We start from the raw sequence: 16,916 nt of genomic DNA on the forward strand, positions 1-16,916 counted from the left end.
GTGGCCACGGCGCGGGCGGCGACCAGCAGCGCGGTGGCCTCGTCGGCGGCGAGCCGCAGCGGCTCGGCCGCCTCCGCGCCGAGGGCGGCCGGGTTGTGCCACCAGATGCGCTCGCCGTCGGTGTCGATGTCCAGCAGATCGCCGCCGCGGAAGCTGGTGCCGCACATGGGCAGCACATCGAGGTCGGAGACCAGCTCGTCCTCGGTGATCCCGAAGGCGCGCGCCACGTCCTCGATCCGCGCGCCGGGACGCTCCCGCAGGTACGTCACCAGGGAGAGCATCCGCCGGGTCTGGTCGATGGCGTTCACTGGCCTGACCGGTTTGCCTGCCACGTTCTTGTCCGCTCCCCCTCAGCCCTTGGCCACGGCACGCAGCCGGTCCATCACGTCGGCCCGCAGCTCGGCGGGCTCCAGGACCACCACGTCCGGTCCGAACTCCACCAGCCAGGCGTCCAGGCCGTGCCCGTACGGAATCTCCAACTCGTCCCAGCCGTCGCCGAGTTCCCGCACCACGGTGGCCTTCGCCCGAAGGGGGTAACCGGCGTCGGAGCGCAGCCGGATCCGCGCCGAGCGGTCCGCGGTCTCCCCGGCCCAGCTCGCCACGGTCTCCCGCACGGTGACGACGTCCGGCACCGGGACGGTGAACCGGCCGCTGCGCGAGCGCACCTTCCCGGTGATCCGGGAGAGCCGGAAGACCCGCTCGGCGCCCCGGTCGCGGTCCCAGCCGGCCAGGTACCAGTGGCCGCGCCAGCACTCCAGCGCCCATGGTTCGACGTGCCGCTGTCCGGGCTGGGCGGCGTTGGCCTTGCGGTAGTCGAAGACGACCGGCCGGCGGTCGCGGCAGGCCAGCATCAGCGGCTCGAACGCGGCCTCGTGCACCGGGATGCGCGGCTCCAGCGCGCCGTGGGCACCGTACGGGTCGACGTCCTCGGGCAGACCGGCCGCGCGCAGCTTCTGCAGGGCGCCGCTGGCCGCTCCGGCGAGCCGGGCCTGCTGCCACACCTTGGCTGCGAGCCCGAGGGCGGCGGCCTCCTCGGCGTCGAGGGTGATGGGCGGCAGCCGGTTGCTGTCGCGGCGGGCCAGATAGCCGACCTCGCCGTCGAGGTTCTCCACGGTCTCGATGACCAGTCCGAGTTCGCGCAGGTCGTCCTTGTCGCGCTCGAACATGCGGTTGAAGGAGTCGTCGGAGCCCGCTTCGAGATAGGCCTCGATCGACTCGCGCAGCTCACGCTTGCTGAGGGGCCGGCGCGTCCCGAGCAGACACAGCGCCAGATTCATCAGCCGCTCGGCCTTGGCAATGGCCATCGACCCGCTTCGCCTCCCTATGGTGCTTACGACCGACGACCGTACCGTCCCGAGGTGGCGCGGTAAAAGCCGAGGGCCCATGCCCGGACAGGCATGGGCCCCGGATGATCGGCCTCGGTCGGATCAGACGCCGAGCAGGTCGACCACGAAGATCAGGGTCTCACCGGGCTTGATCAGCGGGGTGGGGCTCTGGTCGCCGTAGGCGAGGTGGGCGGGGATGGTCAGCTGACGACGGCCGCCGACCTTCATGCCCTGCACGCCCTGGTCCCAGCCCTTGATGACCCGGCCGCCGCCCAGCGGGAAGCGGAAGGGGGCGCCACGGTTCCAGCTGGCGTCGAACTCCTCGCCCGTGCTGAAGGCCACGCCGACGTAGTGCACGGTGACGGTCTGGCCGGCCCGCGCCACCTCGCCGTCGCCCTCCCAGATGTCCTTGATCTCGAGGTCCGCCGGGGGCTCGCCGCCCGGGAAGTCGATCTCGGGCTTGTCGATGCTCACGTCTAAAGCTCCTGCTTGTCTGCGGAAAGGCGAACACGCACAGTCTTACATCCCCACGGCGTCACAGCTTCGCGAGGATGTCGACCGAGAAGACCAGCGTCGAGTCCTTCTTGATGCCGCTGCCCTCCGGCGGGTTGTCGCCGTAGCCCAGCTCCGGCGGGATGACGATGAGGACCCGGCTGCCGACCTTCTTGCCGGTCAGCCCCTGCGCCCAGCCCTTGACGACCTGCTGCAGCGAGAACGACGTGAGCTGCCCCCGCTCGTACGTGGAGTCGAACTCCTTGCCGCCGTCCCACAGCACGCCCTTGTACTGCACGAGGACGCTGTTCTCGGCGCCGACCTCCTCGCCGTCGCCCTCGATGACATAGCTCGACACGAGCTTCTTCGGGGCGTCCGCGTCGGGCACCTCGATGGAGGGGGCCTTGCCGTCGGTGTTGGTGCCGACCTTGGGCAGGTCCTTGTCGTCCTGCGCCACCTCGGTGCCCTTGGCGGAGCTCTTGGCGTTGAACGAGTCCTGGATGTCGACCACGAACACCAGCGTGTCGGTGCCCTTGATGCCCGCCTGCTCATTGCCCTGCTCGCCGTAGCCCCAGGTGGGCGGGACGGCCATCTGGACGCGGCTGCCGGCCTTCTTGCCGGCCAGCGCGTACCGCCAGCCGTCGATGATGGTGCCCTGGGCGAGCTGGATGGCCAGCGGGGTCTTGCGGTCGTAGGAGTTGTCGAACACCTTCGCGGTGCTCCACACCTGGCCCAGGTAGTGGGCCACGACGAAGTCGTTCTCCGCGACCGTCTTGCCGCCGCCCGCGATGACCGTCTTGACCGCGAGGTCCTTGGACGGCTCACCACTGCCCTTGGCGACCGTCGGCTTCTCCCCGAACTTCGTGCCCGCGGTGATCGCCGGCAGCGGCCCGTCGACGATCTTCGGCGACGGCGCCGCGGACGTCCGGGGCGCCGAGGGCGAGGCGCTGTCGCTGGCCTTGCCCGAGTCGGACTTGTCGTCGCCGCACGCGGCGAGGGTCACCAGTCCAGCGGGAACGGCAATGAGTAGTGAGCGTCGGCGCACGGTGGGGGCCTCGTAATCATCGATCTTGTGGATGGCGTCCGCGCAACTCTACGGCGTGAGAAGGGCGCCGCACGGTGTAACGTACGGCGCCCGTGTGACGTTCCGGGAATTTTGGGATCCCCCGGTGGAACGCGTCTCTCACATTCCGGCGATCAGCTTCTCCACCCGCTCGTCCACCGAACGGAACGGGTCCTTGCACAACACCGTGCGCTGGGCCTGGTCGTTGAGCTTGAGGTGCACCCAGTCGACGGTGAAGTCGCGGCGCTGTTCCTGGGCCCGCCGGATGAAGTCGCCCCGCAGCCGGGCCCGAGTGGTCTGCGGCGGAACGGACTTGCCCTCGAAGATCTTCAGATCGTTGCAGATCCGGGCCGCTTGTCCCTTTTTCTCCAGCAGGTAGTACAGGCCCCGCCGACGGTGGATGTCGTGGTAGGCGAGGTCTATCTGCGCGACCCTCGGGTGCGACATCGTCATGTTGTGCTTGGCCCGGTACCGCTCGAGGAGCTTGTACTTCATGACCCAGTCGATCTCGGTGCCGATACGGTCGAGGTCCTCGGCCTCGATCGCGTCCAGCGTACGGCCCCACAGCTCCAGCACCTGCTCGACGGTGCCGGTGCGGATGCCCCGGCGCTCGCAGAAGTCCAGCGCCTTCTCGTAGTACTCGCGCTGCACCTCCAGCGCGGAGGCCTCCCGGCCGCTGGCCAGGCGCACCTTGCGCCGGCCCGTGATGTCGTGGCTGACCTCGCGGATCGCCCGGATGGGGTTCTCCAGGGTGAGGTCGCGCATCACGGTGCCCGCCTCGATCATGCGCAGCACCAGGTCGGTGGCGCCGACCTTGAGCAGCATGGTCGTCTCGGACATGTTCGAGTCGCCCACGATGACGTGCAGGCGCCGGTAGCGCTCGGCGTCCGCGTGCGGCTCGTCGCGCGTGTTGATGATCGGCCGCGAGCGGGTCGTCGCCGAGGAGACGCCCTCCCAGATGTGCTCGGCCCGCTGGCTGACGCAGTACACGGCGCCGCGCGGCGTCTGCAGCACCTTGCCGGCGCCGCAGAGCAGCTGCCTGGTCACCAGGAACGGGATGAGGATGTCCGCGAGCCGCGAGAACTCCCCGTGCCGGGCCACGAGGTAATTCTCGTGGCAGCCGTAGGAGTTGCCGGCGGAGTCGGTGTTGTTCTTGAAGAGGTAGACGTCGCCCGCGATTCCCTCCTCGTGCAGGCGTCGTTCGGCGTCCACCAGGAGTCCTTCGAGAATGCGCTCGCCGGCCTTGTCGTGGGTGACCAGTTCGGTCACGTTGTCACATTCCGGCGTTGCGTATTCCGGATGTGATCCCACGTCGAGATAGAGGCGGGCGCCGTTCCGCAGAAAGACATTGCTGCTTCGGCCCCATGACACGACACGGCGGAAGAGGTACCGCGCCACCTCGTCAGGCGACAGGCGGCGCTGTCCCCTGAACGTGCACGTGACGCCGTACTCGTTCTCCAGCCCGAAAATGCGGCGGTCCATGAGGGAACATTACGCCCGATCCCCCGACCTGAAACGAGGTTCGACGGCACGATTTGGATCATTTTCCGAACGGGCCGCGACCACCGCTCTCCCGGCGGGAACCGCCAGTACCCGTCCCGTGGCGACCAAAACCAGCAGCGACACGCCACCCGCGACCCCCGGCACGGCGAACCCCCACAGCGCCCCGCCCGCCTCGACGACCGGGCCGGTGAGGCCCGTTCCGACCGACGCGCCCACGGTGAACGTCGTCACCAGCCAGGAGAACGCCTCCGTGACGGTCCCGCGCGGCGCGTGCCGGTCCACGAGCACAAAAGCACAAGCGATGGCCGGCGCCAGGAAGAGCCCGGCGACCACGGTGAGCAACGTCATGACCACCACGCCCGGCATCAGCATCAGCGGCAGGTAACACACCGCCAGAAGGGCCACCAGCACCCGCAGTCGCCGCGCGGGTTCTCCCGCCCACTGCCGCGCCCCGTACGCCATGCCGCCGATGAGCGCACCCAGCCCGATCCCGGCCATCAGCCAGCCGTACACATGGTCACCGCCGTGCTCGTCCGCGTACGACACCGCCGCCACGGTGATGGACCCCAGCGCCATCCCCACGGCCAGGAAGGCACCCAGCAGCGCGAGCAGCCCCGGCGAGCGCAGCGCGCCCAGCCAGTGCGCCTCGCGCGGCGCCGACCGCCAGGCCCGCGAGGGCGGCGAGACGACCACGGAGAGGGCGCCCAGCACCCCGATGACGTTCAGCACGAGCAGCGCGGCCTGCGCCGACCACAACGAGGCGCACACCGTCACCAGCAGCGGCCCGACGGTGAACATCACCTCCTGCGCCACGGCGTCCATGGCGTACGCCCGGTGGACATGGTCCTCCTCGGGCAGCACGGAGGACCACAGGGCGCGCAGCCCGCCCTCCAGGGGCGGGGTGAAAAGCCCCGCCGCGGCCACCGCGCCGTACGCCACCGCGGGCGACCCGGTCCCGGCGAAGGCGAACACGGCCATCGCCAGCGCCGACAGCACCGCGGCCGGCAACTGCACCCGCGGCTGCCCGCGCAGGTCCACCAGCCGCCCCAGCACCGGCTGCCCCACGGCGTTGGCGACGCCGTACACCGCCGCCAGCGCGCCGGCCAGGCTGTACGTACCGCCCTCCGCGCGCACGAACAGCACGATCGCGATGGCGGCGGTCGCGTTGGGCAGCCGCCCCACGAGCGTGCCCACGAGCAGCCGGGCGGCGTGCCGTGCCCGGAGGATCTCCAGGTATCCCGTGGCCATACGGGCCCCTTCATTGGAAGTTTTACGTATAACTAAACACTCCATACGTACCATGTCCGCTGTTCACCAGTCCAGACGAAGGAGCGGCCCGACGATGCCCCGAGCCGGCACCCGCCCCACGAGCCGGGACGTCGCCCAGGCCGCCGGCGTCTCCCAGGCCGCGGTCTCCCTGGTCCTCGGCGACAAGTGGCGCGGCCGGGTCTCCGAGACCACGGCGGAACGCGTCCGCGAGGCCGCGCGCACCCTGGGCTACCGCCCCAACCTGGCCGCCCGCAACCTCCGGCTGGGCCGCACCCGTACGGTCCTCCTGGTCGTCCCCGCCCTCACCACGGAGTTCTTCGCCGGCGTCTACACCGGGGCCGCCCGGGTGGCCTCCCGGCACGGCTTCGGCGTGGTCCTCTACCCCTCCCCCGAGGGCATCGGCCCCGCCCGCGACCCCTTCGCGTCCGCGCAGGCGGCCCTGGACGGCGTCATCGCCTCCTCCATGGCGGCGGAGGCCCTCACCGCGATCCGCGGCGAGGCGCTGCCGCTGGTGATGCTGGACAGCGACCCCGAGGGCAGTGTGGGCGCGGCCACGGTCAACCTCGACATCGCCGACGGCGTCCGCCAGGTCACCGACCATCTCCTGGCGCTGGGCCACCGCCGCTTCCTGCACCTGGCGGCGGATGTGGCGTCCTGGACCTTCGAGGTGCGCGCGCGGGAGCTGGCGGCGCGGCTGCGGGGGGTACCGGGCGCGTCGTTGCGTACGGCGCGGGCGCCGATCTCGATCAAGGGGGCGGAGTCGGCGGCGGAGGCCGCGCTCCGCGGGGCGGCGGTGCCGGACCGCCCCACCGCGGTGGTCTGCGACGACGACCATCTGGCGGCCGGCACGTACAAGGCCGCGCGGCGTCTGGGGTTGCGTGTTCCCGAGGACCTGTCCGTCACCGGTCTGGACGATCTGGCCCTCGCGAGCGCGATCGATCCGGAGCTGACCACGGTGCGGTTGGACGCGGAGCTCTTCGGTGAGCGGGGGATGGAGGCGTTGCTGGCGGTCCTGGAGGGCCGCACCCCCGCTGCGGGCGACATCCCGGTCGAACTGGTGGTACGGGGGTCCACGGCCCCGGCGCCCCGCTGAGGGCCGCGGCAGCCGCTCGGCGTCGATGCCGGGCGGGGCGGGTTCACAGCCCGACGGCTCCCGGCCTCGGTGTCGGCCGGGTTCACGCGGCCGACACCGTGCGGGTGCTTCGGCGCGGGTGTGGACCGGGGTGGGGTTGCGCAGCCCGGCGCTTGCGGGGTACCTCCCCCACTCTCGGCTTCTCCCCCACTCTCGGCTTCGCTCGAGCGGGGGACCCCCATGAGCGGGGGACCCCCATCGCCCTGGGGGCACCGCCCAGGCCCTTGAGGCACTGGGGGGAGGCACGACGTGCCCGCGGGAACGCGGCGCCGCAGGCACGAGACCCGCACCCCCACCGGGGCGAACGGCGGCGCCGCAGGCGTCAGACGCGCACTCCCCCTACTCGACGTCTCCGCCGGAGTCCGTCTCGGCCTCCGCCTCGGAGGCCGTCTCCGCGCCGCCCGCTTCCAGCAGCCGGGACAGCTGACGCCCCCCGATCCGCTTGAACTTCCGCTTCTGCGGCCGCGTACGGTCCAGCACCGCCACCTCCAGCCGCTCCGCGGGAATCTCCCGCTCACTGCCGTTGGTGTCCCGCGACAACGCCTGCACCGCCAGCTTCAGCGCCTCCGCCAGCGTCATCCCGTCCCGGTGCCGCTGGTCCAGGTACCCGCTGATCTGCTCCGCGTTGCCCCCCACCGCCACCGAGCCGTGCTCGTCCACGATGGACCCGTCGTGCGGCAACCGGTAGATCTGATCGAACTCCGGGGTCTCCCCGACCTCGGCCACCACCAGCTCCACCTCGTACGGCTTCTCCCCCACACTCGAGAAGATCGTCCCCAGAGTCTGCGCGTACACGTTCGCCAGACCCCGGGCCGTCACATCGTCCCGGTCGTAGGTGTAGCCCCGCAGATCGGCGTACCGCACGCCCCCGATCCGCAGATTCTCGTACTCGTTGTACTTGCCGGCCGCGGCGAACCCGATCCGGTCATAGATCTCGCTGAACTTGTGCAGCGCACGGGACGGGTTCTCACCGACGAACACGATCCCGTCGGCATACTGCAGCACGACAAGGCTGCGACCACGGGCGATGCCCTTCCGGGCGTACTCCGCCCGGTCCGCCATCGCCTGCTGGGGTGAGACATAGAACGGCGTCGACACCGGTTATCCGTCCCTTTCTGTCAAAGTCACTGGACCACCAAACAACCGAACAACCCGCCGGCGCGGCCTACAGCAGCGAGGCCCGCGGCCCGTCCGGCTGCTCCAGCCGCCGCTCCAGCACCGACCGGGCGATGTCGGACGCCTCGTCCTCGGTGAGCCGGCGGAAGCCGTCATCGGTGATCACGGTGACGATCGGGTAGATCCGGCGGGCGACATCGGGACCACCGGTCGCCGAGTCGTCGTCTGCCGCGTCATACAGGGCCTGCACCACCAGTGTGGTGGCCTCGGCCTCACTCAGGTCGTCCCGGAACAGCTTCTTCATCGCACCACGGGCGAAGATCGACCCGGAACCGGTCGCGGCGTACCCCTGCTCCTCCGAACGTCCGCCCGTGACGTCGTAGGAGAAGATCCGTCCCTTGTCCCGGTCCACGTCGTACCCCGCGAACAGCGGGACGACGGCCAGCCCCTGCATGGCCATGCCCAAATTCGAACGGATCATCGTCGACAGCCGGTTCGCCTTGCCCTCCAGCGACAGCTGCGCGCCCTCGACCTTCTCGAAGTGCTCCAGCTCCAGCTGGAACAGCTTCACCATCTCCACGGCGAGACCGGCCGTACCGGCGATCCCCACCGCCGAGTACTCGTCGGCCGGGAACACCTTCTCGATGTCCCGCTGCGCGATGACGTTCCCCATGGTGGCCCGCCGGTCACCGGCGAGCACGACGCCGCCCGGGAAGGTCACGGCCACGATCGTCGTCCCGTGCGGCGCCTCGATCACACCCTTCACGGGCGGCAACGACCTCTTGCCCGGCAGCAGTTCCGGCTGGTGCTCGGAGAGGAAGTCCATGAAGGAGGAGGATCCCGGCGTCAGGAAGGCAGCTGGTAGACGCCCGGTGCTACGAGTATTGGCTTCCACGCGATTCCTTCCACGTATGCGGCAGCCCGCCTTATGGCATCGGGCCGATCCTTGAACTGCCCCAGCGCCGCGTTGCAGCTGAAGCACAGTACGCCACGGACCCTACCCGTCTCATGGCAGTGATCCACATGTTCGGCCGGAGCAGCAAGGCATGTACAGCAGATGCCTTGCTGCTCCGCGACCAACACGTCCAAGTCCGCCGGCGTCAGCCCGTACTTGCGCTTGAAGTAACTGATCCGGTTCCGTTCCGCCCGGCATGTCCGGCAGTAGCTCGCCCAGCCGTCCGAAGAGGATCTGTTGCGCTCCCACTCGGAGTGCGCCTTCGCGTCTCCGCACTGCGGACAACGCTTGTGCCCCGGTGGGACCGGCACCTTCTCCCGGACCCTCTTCCCCTTGGCCTCCTGGCGCAACCGGTAGTACTCGGCGGAGCATTCCCGGCAGTATGCCTGGAGGCCATCGGGCATCGCCTTGTCACTTGCGAACGCCGCACGTGGCAGGCACTGCTTGCAGCGCGAACAGCGCCTCACATCCGACCCTTGGTTCACCCAGAACTCCCCCGACTTCACCTTCTATCCGAAGGTGAAAGTGACCTACTGGCCACCCTTCTGAACGAAGGACCTCACGAAATCCTCGGCGTTGGCTTCGAGCACATCGTCGATCTCGTCGAGAACGTCGTCCACGTCCTCGCTCAGCTTTTCCTGACGCTCCTTGAGGTCCTCCGAAGCCTGCGCTTCCGACGCCTGCTCCTCGACCTCCTCCGTGGACCGGGTGGCCTTCTGCTGTCCGCCGCCGGTGTCCTTGGTCGCCATCACCCTCACCCCGCTCGGTTCGCCCGACACACTTGCTCGGTCAAGATCAGACCCTACTCGCCGGGTCCGACAATGCCCCCGCAGTTGCTCCAACGTACGGGGACCACCTCGATGATTCCCGGACCCGGCGTTTTCCACCCTGTCCGGCCGGCCCTTCCCGGGTACCCCCGGTACCCGCTCAGTTTCCCGACAACACCCTGACCAGGTCTTCTGCCGTGCGGCAGCGGTCCAGGAGCTCCTTGACGTGATTACGCGTTCCGCGAAGCGGTTCCAGGGTTGGGACCCGCTGGAGCGAGTCCCGGCCCGGCAGATCGAAGATCACCGAGTCCCAGGAGGCCGCCGCGACGTCGTCCGCGTACTGCTCCAGACAGCGCCCGCGGAAGTACGCGCGGGTGTCCTCCGGAGGCTTCGTACGGGCCCGATCGACCTCTCCCTCGTCCAGCAGCCGCTTCATCCGTCCCCGGGCCACCAGACGGTTGTAGAGGCCCTTCTCGGGGCGTACGTCGGCGTACTGCAGGTCCACCAGGTGCAGCCGGGCGGCATCCCAGTCCAGGCCGTCCCTGCGCCGGTAGCCCTCCATGAGCTCCCGCTTGGCGACCCAGTCCAGCTCGCCGGCCAGGCTCATCGGGTCGTTCTCCAGCCGCGTGAGCGTGTCCTCCCAGCGGACCAGCACGTCCTTGGTCTGCTCGTCGGCGTCCGCCCCGAACCGCTCCTCGACGTACTTGCGAGCCAGCTCGAAGTACTCCATCTGGAGCTGCACCGCGGTCAGCGTCCGCCCGCTGCGCAGCGTGACGAGCCGTTTCAGGGACGGATCGTGCGACACCTGGTGCAGCGTCCGCACCGGCTGGTCGACCGCCAGGTCCACCGCGATGAACCCGTCCTCGATCATGGACAGGACCAGCGCCGTCGTTCCCAGCTTCAGGTACGTCGAGATCTCGGACAGATTCGCGTCGCCGATGATCACATGCAGCCGCCGGTACTTCTCGGCGTCGGCGTGCGGTTCGTCGCGCGTGTTGATGATGGGCCGCTTGAGGGTCGTCTCCAGGCCCACCTCGACCTCGAAGTAGTCCGCCCGCTGGCTGAGCTGGAAGCCGTGCTCGTGGCCGTCCTGGCCGATGCCGACGCGGCCGGCGCCGGTGAAGACCTGGCGGGAGACGAAGAACGGCGTCAGGTGGCGCACGATGTCCGAGAAGGGGGTCTCCCGCTTCATCAGGTAGTTCTCGTGCGTGCCGTAGGACGCGCCCTTGTTGTCGGTGTTGTTCTTGTACAGGTGGATGGGCTGGGCGCCGGGAAGCTGTCCGGCGCGTTCCGCCGCCTCGGCCATGATCCGCTCGCCGGCCTTGTCCCAGAGGACGGCGTCGCGCGGGTTGGTGACCTCGGGGGCGCTGTACTCCGGATGGGCGTGGTCGACGTAGAGCCGCGCACCGTTGGTGAGGATGACGTTGGCCAGGCCGATGTCCTCGTCGGTGAGCTGGCTGGCGTCGGCGGCCTCACGGGCGAGGTCGAAGCCTCGTGCGTCCCGCAGCGGGTTCTCCTCCTCGAAGTCCCAGCGGGCCCGGCGGGCCCGGTGCATCGCCGCCGCGTAGGCGTTCACGATCTGGGACGAGGTGAGCATGGCATTGGCGTTGGGGTGGCCGGGGACGGAGATGCCGTACTCCGTCTCGATGCCCATTACTCGCCGTACGGTCATGCGGCCCTCCTTGCCCGGCGGCGTCCCCGGTCGGGGGCGCTGCTGTACCGCCGGCGCTCCGGTGCGTGTGCGGTGCCCGTCCCCGCACTGCGCGACTCGGCGGTACGGAAGAGCCTAGAACGCCTTTGCGCTGGTGGGGAGATCATTTGCGTCATTGCTGTGCTCCAGCCGTGGCCCGAAAAGCAATCGGCTGCGGGTACCCGTCGAGGGCACCCGCAGCCGCCCTGGCTTTTACAGGTACTGACCGGTGTTCGCCACCGTGTCGATGGAGCGTCCGGTGTCCGAGCCCTGCTTTCCGGTGATGAGGGTGCGGATGTAAACGATCCGCTCGCCCTTCTTTCCGGAGATGCGGGCCCAGTCGTCCGGGTTGGTGGTGTTGGGCAGGTCCTCGTTCTCCTTGAACTCGTCCACGCAGGCCTGGAGCAGGTGGGAGACGCGGAGACCCTTCTGGTTCTTCTCCAGGAAGTCCTTGATCGCCATCTTCTTGGCGCGGCCCACGATGTTTTCGATCATGGCGCCGGAATTGAAGTCCTTGAAGTAGAGGACTTCCTTGTCGCCGTTGGCGTAGGTGACTTCCAGGAAGCGGTTCTCCTCGGATTCGGCGTACATCTGTTCCACGGCGGTCTGGATCATGCTCTGGACCGTCATGGCCTTGTCGCCGCCGTGCTCGGAGAGGTCGTCGCCGTGCAGCGGGAGGCGCTCGGTGAGGTACTTGCCGAAGATGTCCTGGGCCGCCTCGGCGTCCGGACGCTCGATCTTGATCTTCACGTCCAGCCGGCCGGGCCGCAGGATGGCGGGGTCGATCATGTCCTCGCGGTTGGAGGCGCCGATCACGACCACGTTCTGCAGGCCCTCCACGCCGTCGATCTCGGCGAGCAGCTGCGGGACGATGGTGTTCTCCACGTCCGAGCTGACGCCGGAGCCGCGGGTGCGGAAGAGGGACTCCATCTCGTCGAAGAAGACGATGACGGGGGTGCCCTCGCTGGCCTTCTCACGCGCACGCTGGAAGACCAGGCGGATCTGCCGCTCGGTCTCGCCGACGTACTTGTTCAGCAGCTCGGGACCCTTGATGTTGAGGAAGAAGCTCTTGCCGGCGGCCTGGCCGGTGACCTCGGCGACCTTCTTGGCCAGCGAGTTGGCGACGGCCTTGGCGATGAGCGTCTTGCCGCATCCGGGGGGCCCGTACAGCAGCACACCCTTGGGCGGCCGCAGTTCGTGCTCCTTGAACAGGTCCGGGTAGAGGTACGGCAGCTCGACCGCGTCGCGGATGGCCTCGATCTGGCCGCCGAGGCCGCCGATCTGCTCGTAGCCGATGTCGGGGACTTCCTCGAGGACGAGTTCCTCGACCTCGCTCTTGGGGACGACCTCGTAGACGTATCCGGAGCGGGGCTCCATGAGCAGGGCGTCGCCGGGGCGGATGGTGACGTCCAGCAGCGGCTCGGCGAGCCGCACCACCCGCTCCTCGTCGGTGTGCCCGAGCACGAGTGCCCGCTCGCCGTCCTCGAGGATCTCCTTGAGGGTGACGATGTCGCCGACGCGCTCGAACTCCATGGCCTCGACCACGTTGAGCGCTTCGTTGAGCATCACTTCCTGGCCGCGCCGGAGATCTTCCAGCTCGACGCTCGGACTGACGTTCACCCGCAGCTTGCGGCCACCGGTGAAGATGTCGGCCGTGCCGTCCTCGTTCGCCGTGAGGAAGACCCCGAAGCCGGCCGGGGGCTGTGCGAGCCGGTCGACCTCCTCCTTGAGGGCCACGATCTGGTCGCGGGCCTCACGGAGCGTGCCGGCGAGTCGTTCGTTCTGGGCGGACACGCCGGCCAGGTTGGTCTGCAGCTCGACGATCCGCTCTTCGAGAATCCTCGTGTGTCGCGGAGAGTCGGCGAGCTTGCGTCGCAGGACGGCGATCTCCTGCTCAAGGTAGGCAATCTGCCCGGCCGGGTCGTCGGACCCGCGTCCCGGGCGGATGCCGCGGTTCATGTCGTCGTCGTGGGCTGCCACGGTCCTCACCTCCTCCAAGGGGAGCTGGACGCTTCCAGACCCTACCTGGGCGGGTGTCGATTGAAACCCCTAGATCACAAAGACGGTCGGGGTGTGTCCGATCTTCACCCTTGCGCTCTCCCTCACGCCAGGGGAATACCCACCGAAGATGATTGGAACCCAGGCGAAGGTAGGGTCGAAGTGTTCAACACCCGTCAGAGCTGGCCGGATTCCCGTTCGGTTCGACGCAGGAAACGGCAGGAGAGATGAGCGTGCGGCAGGAGACCGGAGTCGGTGGCGAGGCCCTGGAGGTCTGGATCGACCAGGACCTGTGTACCGGCGACGGCATCTGCGCCCAGTACGCGCCCGAGGTGTTCGAGCTGGACATCGACGGCCTGGCCTATGTGAAGAGCCCGCAGGACGAGTTGTTGCAGGACAAGGGGGCGACAACGCCCGTGCCGCTGCCGCTCCTCACGGACGTGGTCGACTCGGCGAAGGAGTGCCCGGGCGAGTGCATCCACGTCCGTCGGGTTTCGGACGGCGTCGAGGTGTACGGGCCGGACACCGAGTGATCGATTTGATACGGCGCGTCACGACTGTCTGATTTATCACACATCGGGGCGCACGCCTCGCCGTACGCCCGCGCGTGGGTCACACGCTCCTGGCGCCGGACGGCGTGGACCGTACGAACGCGCCGTTCTCCCACCGCCATTTCACGTTCTCGCGCACGTCGGGGCAGCAACTGGGCACGTCGGCGGAGGAGTAGCCGAAGAGCACGGCGGTGACCTCGCCGTCACGTACGGCGAAGTCGCCGACGTTGGTGCGGTCCTCGGGGTCGGCGAGGGTGGCGACCACACGTGGTGCCGCGCCGTCCGCGCTCCGGGTGAGGACGTACACGCCGTCGGGCGGGGTGCCCATCGGGGAGTCGCAGTGGACCACGGCCACCGTCTCCGGGCGGCCGTCGCCGTCGAGGTCGCCGGACGCCTTCTTCTTCACCACGGCCTTCACCCTGCCGCAGTCGAGGGGGAACTCGGCGGCCGCGGGGTCCGGCGGGGCGATGTGCGCCGGGGCGCTCTTCGTGTGGGGTCCGGGCGTCGGGGCCGCGGTGGCGGCGTCGGGCCCCAGGGCCGGGGAGAGGGCCACGACACCGGCGAGAGCCGTGGCGGTGGCGACCCAGTGGATGGGCCGGGTGTGCGTGTGGGCGAGCTCCGGGACGGCGGATGGCTGCACTAGGAGTGTCTCCTGTGAGGGCTGTGCCGGTGGGGGTGGCCAGCATCGTGCCACACGTCACAGTACGGAGGGAACGGCGGGGGTGTGCGGTTCCGGTGCGGGGGAACCGGGGAGGGTTTCGCTCTCCGTGCCGTCGGCCGGGTCGTCGGGTCAACGTGAGGACGCCGTGGCGCAGTTCCGAGCGGTTGCCGGGAACTGCGCCACGGCGCCTGTTCGTTGTGGGGTGGCGGGCCGCGTCAGCGGGCGGCGCCTCCGTCGGCGTTGGGGCCTGCGTAGTCCTCGCCGTAGGCGCCCTTGGCGGGGCGGCGGCGGCGCATGGGCGGCTCGACACCGTCGGCGAGGCGACGGGCGGTGAGCAGGAAGCCGGTGTGGCCGATCATCCGGTGGTCCGGGCGGACGGCCAGGCCCTCGATGTGCCAGTTGCGGATCATCGTCTCCCAGGAGGTCGGCTCGTTGAAGCAGCCGATCTCGCGGATGGACTCGACGGTCCGGGCGAGCTGGGTGGTGGTGGCGACGTAGCAGCACAGGATGCCGCCGGGGACGAGCGCCTTGGAGACGGCCTCCAGGCACTCCCAGGGGGCGAGCATGTCGAGGATGACGCGGTCGACGTCGGTGTCGGACAGGTTGTCCTGGAGGTCGCCGACGGTGAGCTGCCAGGCGGGGTGCGGGCCGCCGAAGTAGCGCTCGACGTTCTGCCGGGCGATGTCGGCGAAGTCCTCGCGGCGCTCGTAGGAGTGCAGCATGCCCTGGTCGCCGATGGCGCGCAGCAGGAAGCTGCTGAGCGAGCCGGAGCCGACGCCGGCCTCGACGACGCGCGCGCCGGGGAAGATGTCGGCGAAGGCGAGGATCTGCCCCGCGTCCTTGGGGTAGACGACGGCTGCCCCGCGGGGCATGGACAGGACGTAGTCGGGGAGCAGGGGGCGCAGCGCGAGGTAGGCGACGTTCCCGGTGGTGCGGACAACGCTGCCCTCGGGAGCACCGATCAGTTCGTCGTGGGGGAAGGAACCCTTGTGGGTGTGGAAGTTCTTCCCGGCCTCGAGCGTGAACGTGTAGTGGCGGCCCTTGGGGTCGGTCAGCTGAACCTGGTCCCCGACCTTGAAGGGCCCGCGCCTGCGGGCGGCACCGGTCGGTTCGGACATGTGAACAGCCTACCCGTCCCCGGAGGGGGCGCCGACCACCGCCGGTGCGGGCGGGAGGTTCAGCTGGGCCGCGCCATCGCCTTCACGAAGGCCCGCTCGACGTCGGCCGCGGACAGGACGCCGTAGATCTCGCCGCTGTCCTCGACCACCAGGTACTCGGTGGCCGGGGTGGCGCGCAGGGCGTCCAGGAGGTCCTCTCCGGCGAGCTCGGCGGAGACGTGCATGCCGTCGGTGAGGTCCTGGGCGAGTCCGCCGACCGGTACCCAGGGGCGGCGGTGCTCGGGCACGCCGACGATGGCGGCCTCGCGGACCAGGGAGAGGGGGGCGCCGTCGGGGTCGACGACGACCAGGGCGCGGGCACCGGCGGCGTTGGCCCGGCGCAGGGCCTCGGAGAGGGGTGTGTCGGTCTCGACGGGCACCGCGCGGCGGGTGAGGTTGCGGGCGCGCAGTTCCGGGAGGTGTTCACGCAGCCGGGCCATGCGCAGGCTGTTGCCTGCGCCGGTCCAGATGATCGCGGCGAGGATGGCGGCGAGCAGGGCGTCCAGGACGGTGTCCATGCCCACGTTGTCCACGGCGTCGGAGCCGAGGGCGCCGGACTGGGTGAGCAGCGGGAGGCCGATCAGGACGGCGACGGCGAGGGCGCGGCCGACCCAGGCGGCGGCGATGGTGCCGGTCATGGGTTTGCCGCTGATCGCCCAGACGACGGCGCGGAGCATGCGGCCGCCGTCCAGGGGGAGGCCGGGCAGGAGGTTGAAGACGGCGACGATGAGGTTGGAGATCATCAGGCCGGCCAGCAGGACGCCGGGGACGCTGCTGGGGTCGACGGCCAGCAGCCCGAGGTAGAAGAGACCGGACAGGACGAGGGAGAGCAGGGGGCCTACGAAGGCCAGCACGAACTCGCGGCCGGGGGTCTCGGCCTCCTTCTCGATCTCGGAGACGCCGCCGAAGAACTGGAGCTGGATGCGGCGCACCGGGAGTTGGAAGCGGAGGGCGGCGAGGGTGTGGGCGAGCTCGTGGACCAGGACGGAGGCGTAGAAGGCGACCGCGAAGAACAGGGAGACGAGGTAGCTGGCGGCGCCGAGCTCGGGCAGCACGCGGTCGATCTGTCCGCCGAACACCCAGGTGATGAGGATGGCGACGAGGAACCAGCTGGGTGCCACGTACACGGGCACTCCGAACGGGCGCCCCATCAGCAGTCCGCCCCGCTGCTTCTCCTGCGTCCGCGGCGGCGGCCCCGCCCGCCCGGCACCGGAGTGGGCCGGCGACCGCCCCCCGC

General features: G+C 69.7%; 16 protein-coding genes and 1 pseudogene. 2 read left to right on the top strand and 15 right to left on the bottom strand.

Translation table 11 applies throughout. The features are described from left to right. The 6 genes and pseudogenes from B7767_RS14155 to B7767_RS14180 form a co-directional block, all read right to left on the bottom strand. A pseudogene (locus B7767_RS14155) lies at positions 1 to 332 on the bottom strand (WYL domain-containing protein); the annotation flags it as partial. A gap of 18 nt (positions 333 to 350) precedes the next feature. Next, positions 351 to 1,304, bottom strand: a complete 954-nt coding sequence (locus tag B7767_RS14160; protein WP_073933651.1) for a YafY family protein — start codon at positions 1,302 to 1,304, stop codon at positions 351 to 353. A 123-nt stretch (positions 1,305 to 1,427) separates the two neighbouring features. Further along, the gene (locus B7767_RS14165; protein WP_085572502.1) at positions 1,428 to 1,799 is read right to left on the bottom strand and encodes an FKBP-type peptidyl-prolyl cis-trans isomerase; all 372 of its coding nucleotides are present in this window, start codon (positions 1,797 to 1,799) and stop codon (positions 1,428 to 1,430) included. 61 nt (positions 1,800 to 1,860) lie between these two features. After that, on the bottom strand, positions 1,861 to 2,862 hold the full coding sequence (locus B7767_RS14170; RefSeq protein ID WP_085572503.1) for an FKBP-type peptidyl-prolyl cis-trans isomerase: 1,002 nt from the start codon (positions 2,860 to 2,862) through the stop codon (positions 1,861 to 1,863). A 138-nt stretch (positions 2,863 to 3,000) separates the two neighbouring features. Beyond that, complete coding sequence (gene pafA / locus B7767_RS14175; RefSeq protein ID WP_004933460.1) at positions 3,001 to 4,362, bottom strand: Pup--protein ligase; 1,362 nt, start codon at positions 4,360 to 4,362, stop codon at positions 3,001 to 3,003. Positions 4,363 to 4,371: 9 nt separating this feature from the next. Further along, positions 4,372 to 5,631 (bottom strand): MFS transporter, encoded by a 1,260-nt coding sequence (locus B7767_RS14180; RefSeq protein WP_085572504.1) that lies wholly within the window; start codon positions 5,629 to 5,631, stop codon positions 4,372 to 4,374. A 94-nt stretch (positions 5,632 to 5,725) separates the two neighbouring features. Here B7767_RS14180 and B7767_RS14185 point away from each other — a divergent pair, with 94 nt between their 5' ends. Continuing rightward, positions 5,726 to 6,745 (top strand): LacI family DNA-binding transcriptional regulator, encoded by a 1,020-nt coding sequence (locus tag B7767_RS14185; RefSeq protein WP_256923434.1) that lies wholly within the window; start codon positions 5,726 to 5,728, stop codon positions 6,743 to 6,745. A 378-nt stretch (positions 6,746 to 7,123) separates the two neighbouring features. On the opposite strand, the gene prcA is transcribed toward B7767_RS14185, so the two are convergent. From prcA to arc, 6 genes are all read right to left on the bottom strand, one after another. After that, positions 7,124 to 7,882 carry a proteasome subunit alpha gene (gene prcA / locus B7767_RS14190; RefSeq protein WP_073933646.1) on the bottom strand — a complete coding sequence of 253 codons (759 nt, stop codon included), beginning with the start codon at positions 7,880 to 7,882 and terminating at the stop codon, positions 7,124 to 7,126. 67 nt (positions 7,883 to 7,949) lie between these two features. Then, on the bottom strand, positions 7,950 to 8,795 hold the full coding sequence (gene prcB / locus B7767_RS14195) for a proteasome subunit beta (protein WP_085572506.1): 846 nt from the start codon (positions 8,793 to 8,795) through the stop codon (positions 7,950 to 7,952). Then, positions 8,747 to 9,259 (bottom strand): endonuclease VII domain-containing protein, encoded by a 513-nt coding sequence (locus B7767_RS14200; RefSeq protein ID WP_085572507.1) that lies wholly within the window; start codon positions 9,257 to 9,259, stop codon positions 8,747 to 8,749. The genes prcB and B7767_RS14200 overlap by 49 nt, the downstream gene beginning before the upstream one ends. Before the next feature lie 126 nt (positions 9,260 to 9,385). Continuing rightward, positions 9,386 to 9,604: a ubiquitin-like protein Pup gene (locus B7767_RS14205; protein WP_073933868.1), complete on the bottom strand. Its 219-nt coding sequence runs from the start codon at positions 9,602 to 9,604 to the stop codon at positions 9,386 to 9,388. A 178-nt stretch (positions 9,605 to 9,782) separates the two neighbouring features. Beyond that, the gene (gene dop, locus B7767_RS14210) at positions 9,783 to 11,294 is read right to left on the bottom strand and encodes a depupylase/deamidase Dop (protein WP_352379390.1); all 1,512 of its coding nucleotides are present in this window, start codon (positions 11,292 to 11,294) and stop codon (positions 9,783 to 9,785) included. Between the two features lie 231 nt (positions 11,295 to 11,525). Beyond that, the gene (gene arc, locus B7767_RS14215) at positions 11,526 to 13,292 is read right to left on the bottom strand and encodes a proteasome ATPase (protein WP_085572509.1); all 1,767 of its coding nucleotides are present in this window, start codon (positions 13,290 to 13,292) and stop codon (positions 11,526 to 11,528) included. Between the two features lie 245 nt (positions 13,293 to 13,537). Between arc and B7767_RS14225 the strand changes: the two genes are divergently transcribed. Further along, entirely contained in the window at positions 13,538 to 13,843 is a 306-nt protein-coding gene (locus tag B7767_RS14225) for a ferredoxin (protein WP_085572510.1), read from the top strand. Positions 13,844 to 13,922: 79 nt separating this feature from the next. On the opposite strand, the gene B7767_RS14230 is transcribed toward B7767_RS14225, so the two are convergent. From B7767_RS14230 to B7767_RS14240, 3 genes are all read right to left on the bottom strand, one after another. After that, positions 13,923 to 14,501: a hypothetical protein gene (locus tag B7767_RS14230; protein WP_085572511.1), complete on the bottom strand. Its 579-nt coding sequence runs from the start codon at positions 14,499 to 14,501 to the stop codon at positions 13,923 to 13,925. A 236-nt stretch (positions 14,502 to 14,737) separates the two neighbouring features. Beyond that, positions 14,738 to 15,640 (bottom strand): tRNA (adenine-N1)-methyltransferase, encoded by a 903-nt coding sequence (locus B7767_RS14235; RefSeq protein WP_073933638.1) that lies wholly within the window; start codon positions 15,638 to 15,640, stop codon positions 14,738 to 14,740. A gap of 59 nt (positions 15,641 to 15,699) precedes the next feature. Beyond that, positions 15,700 to 16,916: site-2 protease family protein (locus B7767_RS14240; protein ID WP_085572512.1), on the bottom strand; the 1,217-nt coding region annotated here is incomplete at its 5' end.

Source organism: Streptomyces sp. 13-12-16 (assembly GCF_002114215.1).
In the GTDB taxonomy this organism is placed as follows: Bacteria; Actinomycetota; Actinomycetes; order Streptomycetales; family Streptomycetaceae; genus Streptomyces.

Bases quoted from the DNA above. Each gene is read 5' to 3' on its own strand.
- B7767_RS14160 (WP_073933651.1), bottom strand. From the start codon at position 1,304: ATGGCCATTGCCAAGGCCGAGCGGCTGATGAATCTGGCGCTGTGTCTG.
- pafA (WP_004933460.1), bottom strand. From the start codon at position 4,362: ATGGACCGCCGCATTTTCGGGCTGGAGAACGAGTACGGCGTCACGTGC.
- B7767_RS14180 (WP_085572504.1), bottom strand. From the start codon at position 5,631: ATGGCCACGGGATACCTGGAGATCCTCCGGGCACGGCACGCCGCCCGG.
- B7767_RS14185 (WP_256923434.1), top strand. From the start codon at position 5,726: ATGCCCCGAGCCGGCACCCGCCCCACGAGCCGGGACGTCGCCCAGGCC.
- B7767_RS14200 (WP_085572507.1), bottom strand. From the start codon at position 9,259: ATGCCCGATGGCCTCCAGGCATACTGCCGGGAATGCTCCGCCGAGTAC.
- B7767_RS14205 (WP_073933868.1), bottom strand. From the start codon at position 9,604: ATGGCGACCAAGGACACCGGCGGCGGACAGCAGAAGGCCACCCGGTCC.
- dop (WP_352379390.1), bottom strand. From the start codon at position 11,294: ATGACCGTACGGCGAGTAATGGGCATCGAGACGGAGTACGGCATCTCC.
- B7767_RS14225 (WP_085572510.1), top strand. From the start codon at position 13,538: ATGAGCGTGCGGCAGGAGACCGGAGTCGGTGGCGAGGCCCTGGAGGTC.
- B7767_RS14235 (WP_073933638.1), bottom strand. From the start codon at position 15,640: ATGTCCGAACCGACCGGTGCCGCCCGCAGGCGCGGGCCCTTCAAGGTC.